Genomic DNA, 14,321 nt, shown 5'->3' with positions numbered 1-14,321 from the left:
GAGGAAATCTAGTCGCTTTCCTCTTCGTCGGCCTGCACGTCGCTCAGCGATTCCGGCGGCTGATAGCTTGCCAATAGCGCGGCGCGGCTTTCCGGCGTTTCCAGGCTGATGCGGCCGAGCGCGCCGCTGCGGTAATCCTGCAGGAAGGTGTGCGCGGCCTTTTCCAGATCGAAGTCGCCGCCCTTGATGCGGAAGGCGCGCTTCTGCGCCACGCCTTCGACAACGGCCACGCCGTCCATGCCGTCTGTCTTGAGTGCGTAGCGTGCCGTCAGCAATTGCGGATAGCGCTGCAGCAGGATGTCGGCCAGGAAGGTCGCGACCTCTTCCTCGATCAACGCATTGCTGCCGATCGCATGGCTGGCCGCCAGCATCAGGCCGTCGGTCGGATGCTCGATCTTCGGCCACATCATGCCGGGCGTATCGGTCAGCACGATGTTGTTGCCAAGGTAAAGACGCTGCTGCGTCTTCGTCACCGCCGGCTCGTCGCCGACCTGCGCCACGCGCTTCTTCAGCAGCGCGTTCATCAGCGTCGATTTGCCGACGTTCGGAATGCCCATGATCATGATGCGCAGCGGCTTCAGCGCCGTGCCGCGATGCGGCGCGATCTTCATCGCCAGACCCGGCACCTTGGCCACGTCGGCCGGCTTCTTGCAGCTGAGCGCGACCGCACGCACGTCCTTCTGCGCATTGTAGAAATCGATCCACAGCTTCGTCGCCGCCGGATCGGCCAGATCGGCCTTGTTCAGGATCTTCAGGCAGGGACGCTGGCGGAAGGTGCGCAACTCCTCGATCATCGGATTGCGGCTGGCCTGCGGCACGCGTGCATCCAGCACCTCGATCACCAGATCGGTCTTTTCCATGGCTTCCGCCGCCTTCTTGCGGGCGGCGTTCATGTGACCGGGGAACCATTGGATGGACATGCGTGACTCTTTCTGCGGATTTCTCTGCGAATTCTCTAGCGAAGCGAGCCGCTATTCTACCCGCTTGGCTGCCTCTCCCGCCGATTCTGCAGCCCTGTCACACGGAGGTCACATCCGCTACGCAGAATGGCGGCTGCCAGCGCCGACGGGGTCCGGCGCATAAAGGGCCCCGACCAGATTCCCGCCGCAGCGTATTGCCGCTTCGGCATCACCACCGCCCCGCATCGCTTCTTCCCATTTGCTCATGTCCACCGCTGCATTCGGCAACTACGGTTCGGACCCGTCCGGTCTGATCTGGGGCTTCCTGTTTGGACGCGGCACGCACGCGATCCAGATCGGTTCGCAGGAAGCGTTGGAATGGCTGGCACAGGCCTCATCCACAGATGACAAATTTCTCTGGCTGCATTTCAACCTGAGCAATACCGCCAGCGAAAAATGGATGACCGAATACGGTGGCGTGACCGAGGAATTCGTCGAAGCGCTGCACGACGGTTCGCGCTCCTCTCGCATCGAACTGGCGAACGACACGCTGGTCGCCGTCGTCAATGACGTGCTGCACAACTTTTCGCTGGATTCGGCAGACACCGCGACGCTATGGCTGAACGTGTCGCGCCGCGTCGTCTTCAGCGCGCGCCGCACGCCGCTGAAATCGATCGATCGGCTGCGTCATGCCGTAGCAACGGGCGACGCCGTGCGTTCTTCGGTCGAACTGCTGATCCATTTGTTCCACGACCAGGCCGACGTGCTGGTCAACATCGTGCGCAATGCGGTGGCACGCGTCGATCGCGTCGAAGACAATCTGCTGGCCGGCCGCCTGACCGAGAGGCGCGCCGATCTGGGAGCGCTGCGCCGCGTGCTGGTGCGCCTGCAGCGCCTGCTGGCACCGGAGCCGGCTGCGCTGTTTCGCCTGCTGCAGCGGCCGCCGGCATGGATGGCGGAAGAAGACCTGCAGGAACTGCGGCAATCGACCGAGGAATTCTCCGTCGTGTTGAACGACATGAGTTCGCTGCAGGAGCGCATCAAGCTGCTGCAGGAAGAAATCGCCGCACAGGTCAACGAGGAGAACAACCGCAGCCTGTACGTGCTGACCATCGTCACCGTACTGGCGCTGCCGATCAACATCATCGCCGGCCTGCTCGGCATGAACGTCGGCGGCGTGCCGCTGGCCGAGCATGCGCATGGCTTCTGGATTGTCGTCGGCATCGTCGCCGCCTTCACCGTCATTGCATTCTGGATCGTGCTGCGCAAGCAGAAGCAGGACTGAATCGCCTTTTCTCTCTCTTCCGCTCCCATATTCACGCGTTCCCGCGACGCGACGTTCTCGCATAGAATCTGTCTGCTTCACGCTTGTTTCACGCTTGATTCACGCCTGCTTCGCTTCTGTTTCCGATTCGCCTGTTCCTTCACGCTGTTCTTTTCAATATTGCGCGCCGATGGCACGCATCGCCATGGAAGATCGCATGTTCGCAAAACTGCACGAAGTCGCCCGACAAGTCGCCACCATCGTCGTCGGCAAGGATCTGCAAATCCGGCAATCGCTGGTCTGCCTGCTGGCCGGCGGCCATCTGCTGATCGAGGACGTGCCGGGCGTCGGCAAGACCACGCTGGCGCACGCGCTGGCGATCTCGCTCGGCCTGCGCTTCAATCGCCAGCAATTCACCAGCGACCTGTTGCCGGCCGACGTGGTCGGCATCTCGATCTTCGACCGCGAAAAGAACGGCTTCGTGTTTCACCCCGGCGCGATCTTCACGCAGGTGCTGCTGGCCGACGAGATCAACCGCGCCACGCCGAAGACACAGTCGGCGCTGCTGGAAGCGATGGAAGAGCATCAGGTTACGTCCGACGGTGTCACGCGCGATCTTCCTGAACCCTTCTTCGTCATCGCCACGCAGAATCCGGCGCACCAGATCGGCACCTTTCCGCTGCCGGAATCGCAGATGGACCGCTTCCTGATGTGCCTGTCGCTCGGCTATCCGGACGCAGCCGCCGAACGCGCGCTGCTGATGGGCGAGGATCGCCGCGTACTGCTGAAAGCAATGAGGGCAGCAATGCAGCCGTCCGACCTGCTGGCCGCGCGCGCCGCGCTGAAGACGCTCCACGTCGCGCCGTCGCTGATCGACTACGTGCAGGCGCTGGCGCATGCGTCGCGCCAGAACGGCATGTTCGTCGAAGGCCTGAGTCCGCGCGCCACGCTGGCACTGCTGCAGGCGGCGCGTGCGTGGGCCGCGATGGAAGGCCGCAATCATGTAATACCGGAAGACGTGCAGGCCGTGCTGGTACCGGTCGCCGCACATCGTCTGCGTTCGCTGAAATCGGCAGCCGGTAGCGCGCTGAACAGCCGCGATCTGGTGCTGCAGCTGATGAAGTCGGTTCCGGTCTGATCCGTCGCCATTCGCCGAAACTTCCGTGGCCACTTTCTTTCGACGATTCCGCCAGCGGCTCGCACGCCGGCTGCTGAAGCTGCGCGACGCCGAGCCGGGTGAAGTGGTGCTGAACCAGCGTCGCGTCTTCATCCTGCCGACGCGCGCCGGACTGACATTCGGTGTGATGCTGATCGTGCTGTTCATCGCATCGGTCAACTACAGTCTGGGTCTGGGATTCGCGCTGACCTTCCTGCTCGCCGGCTGCGCCGTCATCGACATGCACCTGACGCATCGCAACCTCGCACAACTGCATCTATCGCCCGGCCGCACCACGCCTGTCTTCGCCGGCGAGGAAGCGCAGTTCGAACTGCATCTGCACAATCGCCGCAAACACGATCGCTACGCGATCCTGCTCGGCTTCGTCGATACGGACAACACGATCGAACATGCAAGCGACATCGCCGCGCAATCGTCCGCCAGTGTCACGCTGAGCGCCACCGCGCACGAACGCGGCTGGATGCCGATACCGCGCATCCGGCTGCAGACGCGCTTCCCGCTCGGATTGATGCGCTCCTGGAGTTACTGGCGTCCGGACTTGCGCGCGCTGGTCCATCCGCATCCGGAAGACGACGCGCCGCCGCTGCCGCTGCTGCAGGGCGAAAGAGAAGACGGCCGCGGTGCTGTCGGCCATGACGATTTCGCCGGCATCCGCGCCTATCAGACCGGCGATTCGCCGCGCCTGCTGGCATGGCGGCAGATCGCGCGCACCGAAGGCAACGCGCTGATCGCCAAGCAGTTCGAAGGCGGCGCCAGCAGCGAGCTGTCGCTCGACTTCGCCCGCCTGCCGCGCACGATGGATGTGGAGTTGCGCCTGTCGCGCATGACGCGCTGGGTGCTGATGGCCGAGGCGCGTGGACTGCCGTATGCATTCCGGCTCGACAATCTGTACTTCCCGCCGGCCATCGGCCCGGCGCATCAGGCGGCGTGTCTGCAAGCGCTTGCGTTGTATGGACTGCCTACCGACGACGATATGCACGGAGCAGGCAGATGAAGACGCTGCGCCGGTTTTTCACCGACCGCGATACGCGTACGCCATCGCACATGCCATCGCGCCCGTCATCGCACACGCACATATCGCGCGACAAGTCCGACACGCTGCTGCTGTTGCTGGCCTGTCTGCTGGTGCTGGCGCCGCACGCCGCGCATCTGCCGCTGTGGGTAACGGGCGTTGGCAGTATCCTGCTGTTCTGGCGAAGCTGGATCACCTTTCGCGGCAACCGCCTGCCGTCGCGCTGGCTGCTGCTGCCGCTGGCCGCATTGGCGATGGGCGGCATCTACCTGAATTACAGAACGCTGCTCGGACAGGATGCGGGCGTGGCGATGCTGACGCTGCTGCTGATCTTCAAGCTGCTGGAAATGCATGCGAAGCGCGATCTGTTCGTCGTCGTGTTTCTCGGCTTCTTCCTGATCCTCGCCAATTTTCTCTACACGCAAAACATCGCGACCGCCGCGCTGATGATCGTCGCGGTCGTCACGATGCTCACCGCGCAGCTGTCGTTCCAGTACACCGGCGCCGTGCCACCGCTGGCGCGCCGCTTTCGTTCCGGCGCAGCCATCGTCGCATTGGCCGTACCGCTGACCGTCGTGCTGTTCCTGCTGTTCCCGCGCATCCAGGGGCCGCTATGGGGCTTGCCGAGCGATGCCAATGCCGGCCGCACCGGCCTTTCCGACCAGATGGCACCCGGCAATATCGCCAAGCTGACAATGTCGCGGGAAATCGCCTTTCGCGCGCAGTTCGTCGATGCGGTACCGCCGAACGCGGCGCTGTATTGGCGCGGTATCGTGCTCGACCGCTTCGACGGAAAAACATGGACGCACTACCGGACGCATCGTCCGATGCGTTACGACGATGGGCACGCGGCCGATGCGCTGACCGTGCAAGGCGATCCGCTGCGCTACCGCATCACGCAGGAACCGGGTTCACGCCCATGGCTGTTCGCGCTCGACATGCCGCAAGCCGCGCCGCAACTGCCGGACAACCCGGTACGGCTGACGTCGGACATGCAACTGCTGGCACGCCATCCGATCGACACGCGTGTCCGTTACGACGTCGTCTCCACGCTACGCTATACGCTGCAGCCCGAACTCGCCAAGACCGACCTGCAGCCATCGCTGGCGCTGCCGCCCGGCTATAACCCGCGCACGCTGCAGTTCGCCGCCAGTTTGCGTCGTTCCATTCCGGACGATGCCGAACGCATTGCCGCAGTGCTCGCCCTCTTCCGCGACGACAAGTACGGCTTCCGCTACACGCTGGAACCGCCGCTGCTGGGCCGCAACGGCATCGACGAATTCCTGTTCGTTACGCGCGCCGGCTTCTGCGAACACTATGCCGGCGCGTTCGTGGTCGTGATGCGCGCGTCGGGCATTCCGGCACGCGTCGTCACCGGTTATCAGGGCGGTGAAATCAATCCGGTCGACGGATTCATGACCGTGCGGCAATCCGATGCGCATGCGTGGGCCGAAGTCTGGCTTCCGCAACGCGGCTGGGTACGCGTCGATCCGACTGCAGCGGTCTCGCCGGCTCGCATCGAACGCAGCGTCAGCATCGCGCCGACGACGGAACCGATGCTCGGCGGATTGATCAATCTGGATACCGGACGCGATTCGTGGATCGCCGCGTTGCGTTTCCGCTGGGATGCACTGGATAACAGCTGGAACCAGTGGGTGCTGAATTACACACCGGAAAGACAAAAGAATTTGCTGCGCTCACTCGGCTTCGGTAACATCGGTTGGCAAACGATGGTGCTGATGATGTGTGTGATCAGCGCAATCGTGATGTTGATCGTTGCCGTGCCGCTGCTTGCCGGACGCCGCAACAGCGATCCGGTTGAAGCGCTGTATGCGTCATTGTGCAAGCGGATGGAAAGACGCGGTTTTCCGCGCAGTCCGCATGAAGGGCCACGCACCTACGGCAGGCGCTTGCTGGCGGATCGGACATTGGCACCGGCAACGCAAAAAGCGCTGCAACGCTTTCTGTCGCTGTATGAACAAACGCGCTACGGCCATCCGTCGCCAAAGGATGCGCTGTCGCAACTCAAAACCCTGCTGAACCAGATTCGATGAAATTTTCCCTCTCCAGAAGAAAAACCGTTTCGCTGCTGGCCCTCTCTTCCATTCTCGTACTGGCGGGCTGCGCCACCGCCAGCGAATCCGGCCGCAAGGCCGCACCGCAAGCCAAGACGAAGAAAGCCGTCAAACCCGTTCAGGGCGAAGCATTTACCGATGTCATTCAGCGCAGCGACATCGATGCATTCATTGACGACATGGTCGCGCGCAACGGTTTCGACCGCGCGGAATTACAGGCTACGCTGGAACAGACGCAGTATGTCGATCGCGCCGTCCAATTGATGATGCCGGCGCCGCCAGGCAAGCCGAAGAACTGGACCGCCTATCGCAGCCGCTTCGTCGAACCGGTGCGCATCGATGCCGGCGTCGCCTTCTGGAATACCTACGCGGACGCACTGGCGCGAGCAGAAGCGCAATACGGCGTACCGGCCGAAATCATCGTCGCCATTCTCGGCGTCGAAACCATCTACGGCCGCAACACCGGCAACTTCCGCGTGATGGATGCCATCGCCACGCTCGCCTTCGCCTATCCGGATACGCCGAATCGCAACGCACGCATGGCCTACTTCCGTCGCGAACTGGAAAACACGTTGCTGTTTGCGCGCGATGAGCGCATCGATCCGTTCTCGCTGCTGGGCTCCTACGCAGGCGCCATCGGCTGGCCGCAATTCATGCCTGGCAGCATTCGCAAGTACGCAGTCGATTTCGACGGCAACGGCCATATCGATCTACGCAACTCGCCGGTCGATGCGGTAGGCAGCGTGGCACACTTCCTCGTCGAACACGGATGGCGGCCCGGTGAACCGATCGTGTTTCCGGCCGTCGTCGATCCCACACGCAACGACTGGCAGCGCTTCCTCAATCAGGGATTGGAAGCGAAATTCAGTCTGGAAGAATTGAAGTCAGCCGGCGTGATACCGACTTCGGAGCCGCCGGCGAACATGCCGTATGGCCTGGTCGATCTGCAAAATGGCGACGGACCGACCGACTACTGGCTGGGCGCGAACAACTTCTTTGCCATTACGCAGTACAATCGCAGCTTTTTCTACGCCATGTCGGTGGTCGATCTGAGTCGCGCCGTACGCGCTGCGCGAGCGCAGTAATCCGCCGGCAGGAATGCCGGCAAATCGTCAACGTTTGGTCAACGTGTGATTAACGTTTGACGTCGCCCGCCGTCTTCCACGCCACCGGCTGGATTTGCACGCTGCCTTCATCGCTGCTGATCCAGACTTCGCCATCCTGGATCGTGCATTGCAGTTGCATGCCGCGTTTCGCCAGTCCGGCCAGTGCCTGGCAAGACTCGGCAGGCAAGTTGAAGACGTCGAGATTCTTCGCACGCTCCAGCTTTCCCACGACCTGATTCCACCAGATTGCACTAGCGCTGCTGTAGCTATAGACAACAACACGTTCGGCACGGCCGCAGGCTTTCAGGATGCGCCGCTCGTCCGGCTGACCGACCTCCATCCATAGATCGATTGCGCCGGTCAGATCCTTCTGCCACAAATCCGGTTCGTCATCGGCGCTCAAGCCCTTGCCGAATGACAGCGCCGGATCGGCATGCAAGGAAAACGCCAGTATTCGCACCATCATCCGCTCATCCGTCTCGGACGGATGACGGGCAATCGTCAAGGCATGCGTGCCGTAATAAGCGCGATCCATGTCGGCAATCTGCAGATCGGCTTTGAAGATGGTGGATTTGAGTGCCATGCGTGCATTTATTCTGTCAGCGAAGGCGGGATTGTAAGGGAACGGCGTAATCGCGTGGGCAGCCACTATCGCGCAAACACGTTCATCTTCCTAGCTTCGACACGCCGGGGGATTAAAATGGCCGCCTGAAACTGTCTCTCCAAGCCTCATGCCTATTCCGAAAACTTCCGCCGAAACCGTTATCGCCGCCACCCAAGAGTGGATCGAGAAAGCCGTCATCGGACTCAATCTCTGCCCTTTCGCCAAGGCCGTGTACGTGAAGGAGCAGATCCGCTACGTCGTCAGCACCGCCACCGATACCGACGCCTTGCTGGCCGAACTGCGCAGCGAGCTGCTCCATCTGCAAGAAAGCGATCCGCAGCAAGTCGATACGACGTTGCTGATCCTGTCCGGCATGCTGAAAGATTTCCTCGACTACAACGATTTTCTGGATGCCGCCGATGCGCTGGTCGACGCATGCGGCTTGCGGGGTGAAATCCAGATCGCCAGTTTTCATCCGGATTATCAGTTCGCCGGCACCCTGCCGGACGATATCGAAAACTACACGAACCGTTCGCCTTACCCCATCCTGCATCTGCTACGCGAATCGAGCATCGATCGTGCGGTGGAAGCCTATCCGGATGCCGAGAGCATCTTCGAGAAAAATATGGAGACCTTGCGCCGGCTTGGACAGCAAGGTTGGGAAGCGTTGCAGCTCCATACCCGCAGGCAATAATTCTGTTGCCTGTTTTTTACGCTAATTCAAAACATCCCATATAATGGGGATGTCCAACAGACATTGTCTGTCGGCAAATTCCCGATAAAGATGAATTATTTGCAACTTTATTTGGTAAAAACGTTTGCATAATGGGAACTCCGGCCAAAATGGCAGGCTCGAACCGTTGACCCAAAGCATTCGGGGCTTTAATTGCTTTCCTGGGACTCTTTGCTACATTGGTTGCATGGCGACAACTTTTTCTTTATCGAAAAAACATCACCATTTGCAACTTTACCAATGTGACAAGACTCCAATCAGTAGCCAATGATCGCCATGATGATTCGCACGGCAAGATTCGTCCCGATCCTTGTTTGATTTTTTGACATCGAAGAAATTATGACTACTATGGACACTCAAACCACGAGCAACCGACTGGCCGATCAGGTCAACTACGATCCCAACCACCTGCTGGATTCGCTGATCGAAAAACTGCATCTGAAAAATGATGCAGCTCTGTCGCGTGCACTGGAAGTTGCACCGCCCGTCATCAGCAAGATCCGCCACCGCCGTCTGCCGGTCGGCGCCTCGCTGCTGATTCGCATGCACGAAGTCAGCGATCTGAGCATCCGCGATCTGCGCATCCTGATGGGTGATCGTCGCGATAAATTCCGTATCAGCGACAAGCAGTTCAAACCGAAGGACAAGGATGCCGCACCGGCAATGAATACTGCGGTGGAACAGCCGGAATAATCCGGCTGTTTTTCAGTTCATCGGGAAAACTATCAGGCCGGGAATACACCGGTAGATAGATAGCGATCGCCACGATCGCATACGATGAAGACGATGGTCGCGTTCTCGACCGTTTGCGAGATGCGCAAGGCAACCTCGCATGCTCCCGCTGCGGAAATTCCGCAGAAAATTCCTTCTTCGATTGCCAGCCGGCGGGCCATCTGCTCCGCCGCAGCTTGGCTTACATATTCGAGCTGGTCGACGCGTGCCGCATCATAGATTTTCGGCAGGTAGGCTTCCGGCCATTTGCGAATGCCGGGAATCTGCGAACCTTCTTCCGGCTGCGCACCGATGACGCGAACATCCGGATTTTTTTCCTTCAGGTAGCGCGACACGCCCATGATGGTGCCGGTCGTTCCCATCGCACTGACGAAGTGAGTGATGCGGCCTTCCGTCTGCTGCCATAGTTCCGGGCCCGTGCTTTCGTAGTGCGCCAGCGGATTGTCGGGATTGCCGAACTGGTCAAGGATGATGCCCTCGCCATTCTTCTGCATTTGTTCAGCCAGATCGCGGGCATATTCCATGCCGCCGGTCTTTGGCGTCAACACGATCTTCGCACCATAGGCCGCCATGCTCTGGCGCCGTTCCTCGCTCAGGTTTTCCGGCATCAGCAGGACCATCTTGTAACCACGCATCGCCGCCACCATCGCCAGCGCAATACCGGTATTGCCGCTGGTCGCCTCGATCAGCGTGTCGCCCGGCTTGATGTCGTTGCGCGCTTCCGCATGCTTGATCATCGACAACGCCGGCCTGTCCTTGACCGAACCGGCCGGATTGTTGCCTTCCAGTTTGCCGAGAATGACATTGTTGCGGCGCGCCGTCTCTTCGCCGTTCAACCGCTTGAGTTGCACCAGCGGCGTGTTGCCGATGGTGTCTTCGATCGTCATGTATTGCATGAAATTGAAATCCGCTTCCTGAAAAGTGCCATTTTAATCGACGATGCCTGGCGGCGTGTTTTCACCCCAAATGCGTTTCAAACGAAAACGCCCCGGCATACCGGGGCGTAAAGACGATGGATAGTCTGCTTATTTCATTTGCTTATTTCTTTGCATTGCCCGTCTTAGCCTGAGCCGATGCGATCGCGGGCTCCTTCACCGGGTGCTTGTTCATCGCCTTGGCTCCCGGTTTGGAAGCGCCATTGACGGTCAAGCCGGCCTGCGAGAATTTATCGGAGCTCTTGTCGCCGATTCCCTTGACGCGTGCCTGCAGGTCGTTCCAATCCTTGAAGTTGCCCTTCTTGCGTTCATCCACAATCGCTTTCGACATCGTCGGGCCGATGCCGCGCACACTGTCCAACGCGGCCTGGTCCGCCTTGTTCACATCCACTTCTGCAAAGGCTGTACCCATTACCAGTACCGAGGCAATTGCCAGCAACCATTTCTTCAACATGATGTTCTCCTTCCCTTGGGATTGATAGTGATGAGCATCTCGATTCCTTGACAACAATACAAAAGAAATCGTGAGCAAGATATCAACAAACCTTGCCGATCGACATCCCATAAAAACGGGGAATTTCAAGGAGAAAGGGAAAGAAAATCCGCCGGAAACGGCGGATCAGATCAGTTCATCACATTCAGTTCTTCCGTCCTGCGGGGCGGATAGGTTTCCCATTTGCTGCAGCCGGGGCATTGCCAATAGTATTGGCGCGCCTTGAAACCGCAATGGCTGCATTGATAGCGCGCCAGCTTTTGCGTATAACCGTGCACCAGATTCTTGACCATCGACAGCTCAGAACGCATTTCCGGCGGCGCATCCATCAGGCGCGCCTCCAGCAACTTGTCGAGGCCGAGCAGCGTCGGCGTGCGGCGCAATTCATCGCTGACCAATTGATTCGCCGCATCCACGCCTTCGAGCTCCAGCACAGCCTTGAACACGACTTCGATCAGATCGATCGACGATGCTTCGCCCAGATAGAAACGCAACAGCTTCAACCCTTCCTGCGGACGCCCCACTGCACGATAACCGTCCATCAGGCGCTGCGCCACCAACGCGACGTGCGGCACGCTTTGGTGCTCGACGCGGCGCCATGCCATCAGCGCTGCCTCTGTATCGCCTTTCGCCAGAAAAGCGTCGCCCATCAGGATGGTTGCGCGCACGCTGGTACGATCTGCAGCCAGAGCCTTGTCCAGCAGGGCGATGGCGGCATCAGGATGCGTATGTACCAGCTCATCCTGCGCCAGCTCGCAATAGAACTGCGCAATCTCGGTTTGTCGGCCGCCGGCACCGGATTCCTGCAGCGCCTGCGCTGCCTCGATGGCGCGCATCCATTCCTTTTCGCGCTGGTAGATTTCCAGCAATGCGCGGCGCGCCTGTGCGCCATACTGCGTTTCGACCAGTTGATTGAACGTTTCTTCCGCACGGTCCAGCAGGCCCGCATTCAGATAATCCTGGCCCAGTTCGTACTGCGCATGCACCTTCTGGTCCTGCGGCAGGTCCGGGCGCGACAGCAGGTTCTGATGAACACGGATCGCACGTTCGGTTTCTCCGCGACGGCGAAACAAGTTGCCCAGCGCGAAATGCAGTTCGACCGTTTCCGGATCCAGCTTGACGATTTCGATGAAGGCATCGATCGCCTTGTCCGGCTGTTCGTTCAACAGGAAGTTCAGCCCCCGAAAATAGCCGCGCGGCAGGCTGCGCGATTCGGAGACCAGTTGTTTGATATCCACGCGTGCGGCCAGCCATCCCAGCGTGAAAAAGGCCGGAATCGCCAGCAGCCACCAGGTTTCAAATTCCATGAAATATCGTATCGGTGAGAATCAACTATCCAAGCGCATCACAGATGCGCCATCGTTTCCGGCTGCGGCGGCTGCGATCGCGCCAGCGCCTGTTCCTGTGCATTCTTTTCCATCGTGGCGATGGTCTTCCTGTGCCTTGCCGCCTCACGGCGATAGCGGATCAGCGTCGGCGCCATGCCCAGTACGCCTAGTACCGCGCCAACGACGAAGAAACCGAGCAGCAGCAATACCAGCGGACCGCGCATTTCGTATCCCATGAAGAACTGTAGGGCGACTTCCTGCGTGTTCTTCAGGGCGAAACCGAAGAACACGATAAAAAGAATCACGGCGAATATTCTGAACAGGATTTTCATGGCAGGGATTCCCTTTATCGTAGATGGGAGTGGAACGTCAGAATTGTACGTGAAAAAAAACGGCATCCGAAGATGCCGTTCCATTATTCATTGCAAACAACTCAGTCATCGATGATCGGCTGCCCCACCATCGCATCCACGCGCTCGCGCAACTGCTTGCCGGGCTTGAAGTGTGGCACCCGTTTTTCCGGAACCATCACCTTGTCGCCCGACTTCGGATTGCGACCGATACGTGGCGGACGGCTGTTGAGCGCAAAGCTGCCGAAACCACGGATCTCGATGCGCTGTCCGTTCGCCAGCGCGTCGGACATCGCATCGAGGATGGTCTTGACAGCGAAATCCGCATCCTTTGCAACCAGCTGCGGATAACGCTCGGCCAGACGGGCAATCAGCTCCGACTTGGTCATTGACGATGAACTTAGTTCTTGTTGTCGAGCTTGGCCTTGAGCAGCGCGCCCAGGCTGGTCGTGCCGGAAGCAGCGTTGGCGTCAGCCGACATCTTCTGCATCGCTTCCTGCGTTTCAACGTTGTCTTTCGCCTTGATCGACAGCTGGATGCTGCGCGATTTGCGATCGACGTTGATGACCATGGCTTCGACGGAATCGCCGACTTTCAGGTGCGTACCGGCATCTTCCACGCGATCGCGGGAGATTTCGGAAGCGCGCAGATAGCCTTCGACTTCATCGGACAACTGGATCACGGCACCTTTCGGCTCGACCGACTTGACCGTACCGGTAACCAGCGCGCCCTTGTCGTTCAGTGCAGCGTAGTTGTTGAACGGGTCGCCTTCCAGTTGCTTGACGCCCAGCGAAACGCGCTCGCGTTCCACGTCGATTGCCAGCACGACTGCTTCCAGCTCGTCGCCCTTCTTGAACTTGCGCACGGCTTCTTCGCCGGCTTCGGTCCAGGACAGGTCGGACAGGTGAACCAGACCGTCGATGTTGCCCGGCAGGCCGATGAACACGCCGAAGTCGGTGATCGATTTGATCGCGCCCTTGACCTTGTCGCCCTTCTTGTGGGTAACGGCAAAATCGTCCCATGGGTTCGGCTTGCACTGCTTCATGCCGAGGGAGATACGACGACGCTCTTCGTCGATTTCCAGAACCATGACTTCGACTTCGTCGCCCAGTTGAACGACCTTGTTCGGAGCAACGTTCTTGTTGGTCCAGTCCATTTCGGAAACGTGCACCAGACCTTCGATACCTTGCTCGACTTCGACGAATGCACCGTAGTCGGTCAGGTTGGTGACTTTGCCGAACAGGCGGGTGCCTTGCGGGTAGCGACGCGACAGACCGGTCCACGGATCGTCGCCCAGTTGCTTGACGCCCAGCGAGACGCGGTTCTTCTCTTGATCGTACTTGAGGACCTTGGCGGTGATTTCCTGGCCGACGGTGAGCACTTCCGACGGATGACGCACACGACGCCATGCCAGATCGGTGATGTGCAGCAGGCCATCGATGCCGCCGAGGTCGACGAACGCACCGTAGTCGGTGATGTTCTTGACGACGCCGTCGATGATCTGGCCTTCCTCGAGGCTCTGGACCAGCTCGGAGCGCTGCTCGGCCCGGGTCTCCTCCAGCACGGTGCGGCGCGAGACGACGATGTTGCCGCGCCTCTTGTCCATCTTGAGG

Annotated in this window: 15 protein-coding genes; 7 read left to right on the top strand and 8 right to left on the bottom strand. The window is 59.8% G+C overall.

Features of this window, described 5'->3' with window-relative positions; translation table 11 throughout:
• Positions 1–8: 8 nt before the first annotated feature.
• Positions 9–920, bottom strand: a complete 912-nt coding sequence (ylqF, locus tag ACO1VH_RS06540; RefSeq protein ID WP_486243661.1) for a ribosome biogenesis GTPase YlqF — start codon at positions 918–920, stop codon at positions 9–11.
• A gap of 244 nt (positions 921–1,164) precedes the next feature.
• On the opposite strand from ylqF, the gene ACO1VH_RS06535 reads away from it, so the two are divergent.
• The 5 genes from ACO1VH_RS06535 to mltB all read left to right on the top strand — a co-directional run bounded on the left by ACO1VH_RS06535 (position 1,165) and on the right by mltB (position 7,512).
• Complete coding sequence (locus ACO1VH_RS06535) at positions 1,165–2,184, top strand: transporter (RefSeq protein ID WP_486243660.1); 1,020 nt, start codon at positions 1,165–1,167, stop codon at positions 2,182–2,184.
• Between the two features lie 196 nt (positions 2,185–2,380).
• Positions 2,381–3,301, top strand: coding sequence for an AAA family ATPase (locus ACO1VH_RS06530; protein WP_486243658.1), 921 nt, complete (start codon positions 2,381–2,383; stop codon positions 3,299–3,301).
• Between the two features lie 25 nt (positions 3,302–3,326).
• Complete coding sequence (locus ACO1VH_RS06525; RefSeq protein WP_486243655.1) at positions 3,327–4,334, top strand: DUF58 domain-containing protein; 1,008 nt, start codon at positions 3,327–3,329, stop codon at positions 4,332–4,334.
• Positions 4,331–6,406: a transglutaminase TgpA family protein gene (locus ACO1VH_RS06520; RefSeq protein ID WP_486243653.1), complete on the top strand. Its 2,076-nt coding sequence runs from the start codon at positions 4,331–4,333 to the stop codon at positions 6,404–6,406. The genes ACO1VH_RS06525 and ACO1VH_RS06520 overlap by 4 nt, the downstream gene beginning before the upstream one ends.
• On the top strand, positions 6,403–7,512 hold the full coding sequence (gene mltB / locus ACO1VH_RS06515; protein WP_486243651.1) for a lytic murein transglycosylase B: 1,110 nt from the start codon (positions 6,403–6,405) through the stop codon (positions 7,510–7,512). Before ACO1VH_RS06520 ends, mltB begins: the two co-directional genes overlap by 4 nt.
• Before the next feature lie 49 nt (positions 7,513–7,561).
• Here mltB and ACO1VH_RS06510 read toward each other — a convergent pair whose 3' ends face one another.
• Positions 7,562–8,116: a YaeQ family protein gene (locus ACO1VH_RS06510; protein WP_486243649.1), complete on the bottom strand. Its 555-nt coding sequence runs from the start codon at positions 8,114–8,116 to the stop codon at positions 7,562–7,564.
• A 148-nt stretch (positions 8,117–8,264) separates the two neighbouring features.
• Between ACO1VH_RS06510 and ACO1VH_RS06505 the strand changes: the two genes are divergently transcribed.
• Both ACO1VH_RS06505 and ACO1VH_RS06500 read left to right on the top strand, forming a co-directional pair.
• Complete coding sequence (locus ACO1VH_RS06505) at positions 8,265–8,831, top strand: DUF1415 domain-containing protein (protein WP_486243647.1); 567 nt, start codon at positions 8,265–8,267, stop codon at positions 8,829–8,831.
• Positions 8,832–9,209: 378 nt separating this feature from the next.
• Positions 9,210–9,563, top strand: coding sequence for a hypothetical protein (locus ACO1VH_RS06500; RefSeq protein ID WP_486243645.1), 354 nt, complete (start codon positions 9,210–9,212; stop codon positions 9,561–9,563).
• A 32-nt stretch (positions 9,564–9,595) separates the two neighbouring features.
• On the opposite strand, the gene cysM is transcribed toward ACO1VH_RS06500, so the two are convergent.
• From cysM to ACO1VH_RS06470, 6 genes are all read right to left on the bottom strand, one after another.
• Entirely contained in the window at positions 9,596–10,498 is a 903-nt protein-coding gene (gene cysM / locus ACO1VH_RS06495; protein ID WP_486243643.1) for a cysteine synthase CysM, read from the bottom strand.
• Positions 10,499–10,640: 142 nt separating this feature from the next.
• The gene (locus ACO1VH_RS06490) at positions 10,641–10,991 is read right to left on the bottom strand and encodes a ComEA family DNA-binding protein (RefSeq protein WP_486243641.1); all 351 of its coding nucleotides are present in this window, start codon (positions 10,989–10,991) and stop codon (positions 10,641–10,643) included.
• A gap of 170 nt (positions 10,992–11,161) precedes the next feature.
• Complete coding sequence (lapB, locus tag ACO1VH_RS06485) at positions 11,162–12,337, bottom strand: lipopolysaccharide assembly protein LapB (RefSeq protein WP_486243639.1); 1,176 nt, start codon at positions 12,335–12,337, stop codon at positions 11,162–11,164.
• Positions 12,338–12,375: 38 nt separating this feature from the next.
• Positions 12,376–12,690, bottom strand: a complete 315-nt coding sequence (locus ACO1VH_RS06480; RefSeq protein ID WP_486243637.1) for a LapA family protein — start codon at positions 12,688–12,690, stop codon at positions 12,376–12,378.
• Positions 12,691–12,791: 101 nt separating this feature from the next.
• Complete coding sequence (locus ACO1VH_RS06475; RefSeq protein WP_188420262.1) at positions 12,792–13,097, bottom strand: integration host factor subunit beta; 306 nt, start codon at positions 13,095–13,097, stop codon at positions 12,792–12,794.
• Positions 13,098–13,108: 11 nt separating this feature from the next.
• Positions 13,109–14,321 (bottom strand): 30S ribosomal protein S1 (locus ACO1VH_RS06470; RefSeq protein WP_486243634.1); only part of this gene is annotated, 1,213 nt, incomplete at its 5' end.

The sequence above is a fragment of the Oxalicibacterium sp. genome (assembly GCF_057353965.1).
This window is presented reverse-complemented; position numbering and strand designations above follow the sequence as displayed.

Coding starts and splice junctions, on each gene's coding strand:
- ACO1VH_RS06500 (WP_486243645.1), top strand. CDS start 9,210: ATGACTACTATGGACACTCAAACCACGAGCAACCGACTGGCCGATCAG.
- ACO1VH_RS06505 (WP_486243647.1), top strand. CDS start 8,265: ATGCCTATTCCGAAAACTTCCGCCGAAACCGTTATCGCCGCCACCCAA.
- ACO1VH_RS06480 (WP_486243637.1), bottom strand. CDS start 12,690: ATGAAAATCCTGTTCAGAATATTCGCCGTGATTCTTTTTATCGTGTTC.
- lapB (WP_486243639.1), bottom strand. CDS start 12,337: ATGGAATTTGAAACCTGGTGGCTGCTGGCGATTCCGGCCTTTTTCACG.
- cysM (WP_486243643.1), bottom strand. CDS start 10,498: ATGCAATACATGACGATCGAAGACACCATCGGCAACACGCCGCTGGTG.
- ylqF (WP_486243661.1), bottom strand. CDS start 920: ATGTCCATCCAATGGTTCCCCGGTCACATGAACGCCGCCCGCAAGAAG.
- ACO1VH_RS06535 (WP_486243660.1), top strand. CDS start 1,165: ATGTCCACCGCTGCATTCGGCAACTACGGTTCGGACCCGTCCGGTCTG.
- mltB (WP_486243651.1), top strand. CDS start 6,403: ATGAAATTTTCCCTCTCCAGAAGAAAAACCGTTTCGCTGCTGGCCCTC.
- ACO1VH_RS06520 (WP_486243653.1), top strand. CDS start 4,331: ATGAAGACGCTGCGCCGGTTTTTCACCGACCGCGATACGCGTACGCCA.
- ACO1VH_RS06490 (WP_486243641.1), bottom strand. CDS start 10,991: ATGTTGAAGAAATGGTTGCTGGCAATTGCCTCGGTACTGGTAATGGGT.
- ACO1VH_RS06510 (WP_486243649.1), bottom strand. CDS start 8,116: ATGGCACTCAAATCCACCATCTTCAAAGCCGATCTGCAGATTGCCGAC.
- ACO1VH_RS06530 (WP_486243658.1), top strand. CDS start 2,381: ATGTTCGCAAAACTGCACGAAGTCGCCCGACAAGTCGCCACCATCGTC.
- ACO1VH_RS06475 (WP_188420262.1), bottom strand. CDS start 13,097: ATGACCAAGTCGGAGCTGATTGCCCGTCTGGCCGAGCGTTATCCGCAG.